Source organism: Microbulbifer sp. S227A (assembly GCF_049800935.1).
Window position 1 is genome coordinate 5684 of the sequence record NZ_JBNAFZ010000041.1, and the last position, 1967, is coordinate 7650.

Genomic DNA, 1967 nt, shown 5'->3' on the forward strand with positions numbered 1-1967 from the left:
GAAGCAAGGCTTTTCGCAGACTTTTTTGAAGCCCCGAAACCGTTATAAATCAACGCTTTCCGGTGCTTCGATCAACCTCTCGGTGACCCCGAGAAGGACGCGCATTATATGGCGCCAATCTCGTTTGGCAAGCTCTTTTTTAGAGCTTTTTCAGCGCTGAAATCCGGCAAATAAATGACCTGATTTTCAGTGCTGGGGGGCTGCCTGAAGCCCCGTCGAAGCCTCAACAAAAACACCGGTTAAACCGTGGCGACCCCATTGAAGTGGCGCGCATTATAGCGACCCTTTCGACCTTGGCAAGCGCTTTTTGAAATTCATTTTGCGAGAAAAACTCGTTGAAAATCAAAAGGTTAACTTACCTTCTCACCGCCGTTTGCGTTACCGCCTTGGCAGCGAGGGCGCGAACTATACGGCTGCACACATTGGCACGCAAGCACTTTTGTGAAAAAAGTTTTCACGCACCAAAACCCATAGGTCAGTCACAAAATCTCAGGAATTAGAGCTGACAGAAAGCGCGACCTACCAGCGTAGCCCGCCACTGTTGTGCACTTTCGTGCAAGGTATCTTTTGAGCTTAGTGTGAGGTGGGGGTAATGCCAAATGGCGAAGGGGGATTTTGCGGCCATTCCGCGGTGGCCAGACAGCGGCCAGAGCGGCGCGAAAGAGGCGGCGACCACAGGTTGGTCGCGCCTCATTTGCGAGAAAACCGACTAAGGCTTGGACTCTGGGTCATGTTCTCCGTCAGCCTTGGGCTTGCTATCCCCCTCAGCCGCATCACCTTCATCATCCAGCATTTGCGTGGCCGCGGCATGCGCGCTGCGACGCTCGGCAACAAATTTCCAACCCCACATAGCGGGACCAGAGAAGGTATAGATAATCGCGATCACCAACAGCACACGCGGTGGATCAATGGTGACCAGGCTGAAGACCAGAATGATTGCCAGCATCATCACAAAGGGTACACGCCCCTTGAAATCGAGCTTTTTAAAGCTGGTATAGTGAAAGTTCGAAACCATCAACAAGCCAGCGGCCGCAGTGACCAGCGCAGCGACAATGGCCAAGCCGGTGCCCACATCCGTCTCGTGCCCCGCCCACACCATACTGGCAACGATGGCGGCCGCCGTAGGACTGGCGAGGCCAATAAACACACCTTTATCAACGGTATCGACCTGGGTATTGAAGCGGGCAAGCCGCAACGCAGCACAAGCCGCATACAGAAATGCAGCAGCCCACCCGAGCTTACCCAGTGGTGCAAGCCCCCAGCTGAAGACTACCAGCGCCGGTGCAAGGCCGAAGGAAACCATGTCCGACAGGGAGTCGTACTGCACTCCAAACGCACTCTGAGTGTCGGTGAGACGTGCAACCCGCCCATCGAGACCGTCGAGGATCATCGCCGCAAAAATGGCGATCGCGGCCGCCTCGAACTTGCCGCCCATACCGGCAACGATGGCATAGAAGCCACTAAACAGTGCACCGGTGGTGATCAGGTTCGGCAGCAGGTACACGCCTTTCGCGCGGACCTTTTTGCCATTCTCCCCAACCTCTTCTTCCACATGCTCATCCACAGGCAAGCGGATTTCTTCATCGGATCCCGGGCCCTGCGGCCGGGCGTCCTTGTTATCGCTCATACAGGCTTCCTTAAAAGCACGACTGACTAATTACCCTCGCAGTGTACAGTGGCGCAGCGGCAAAAAAAAAGCGGTGAGGCCATCAAGCCCCACCGCTTTGTGATCGAACGCTGCTAATTCAACAGAATTAGCTGTTGCCTTCGGTCTTGTCGATGATCTTGTTTGCCTTGATCCAAGGCATCATCGCACGCAGCTTGGCACCAACCTCTTCGATCTGGTGCTCGCCACCGATACGACGCTCCGCTTTCAGGCGGGGCTGGCCAGCGAGAGATTCCAGCATGAAGTCTTTGGCGAATTTACCCGTCTGGATGTCGCTCAGTACACGTTTCATCTCAGCCTT

Annotated in this window: 1 protein-coding gene and 1 pseudogene; both read right to left on the reverse strand. The window is 54.9% G+C overall.

Annotation, left to right across the window (positions count from 1 at the left end):
- Positions 1-709 precede the first annotated feature (709 nt).
- Positions 710-1627: a CDP-diacylglycerol--serine O-phosphatidyltransferase gene (pssA, locus tag ACP15R_RS27260; RefSeq protein ID WP_224871752.1), complete on the reverse strand. Its 918-nt coding sequence runs from the start codon at positions 1625-1627 to the stop codon at positions 710-712.
- Positions 1628-1754: 127 nt separating this feature from the next.
- Positions 1755-1967 (reverse strand): annotated as a pseudogene (locus ACP15R_RS27265) (ketol-acid reductoisomerase); the annotation flags it as partial.

What these genes read in the sequence shown, in the direction of transcription:
- pssA (WP_224871752.1), bottom strand. Translation starts at nt 1,627, where the DNA reads ATGAGCGATAACAAGGACGCCCGGCCGCAGGGCCCGGGATCCGATGAA.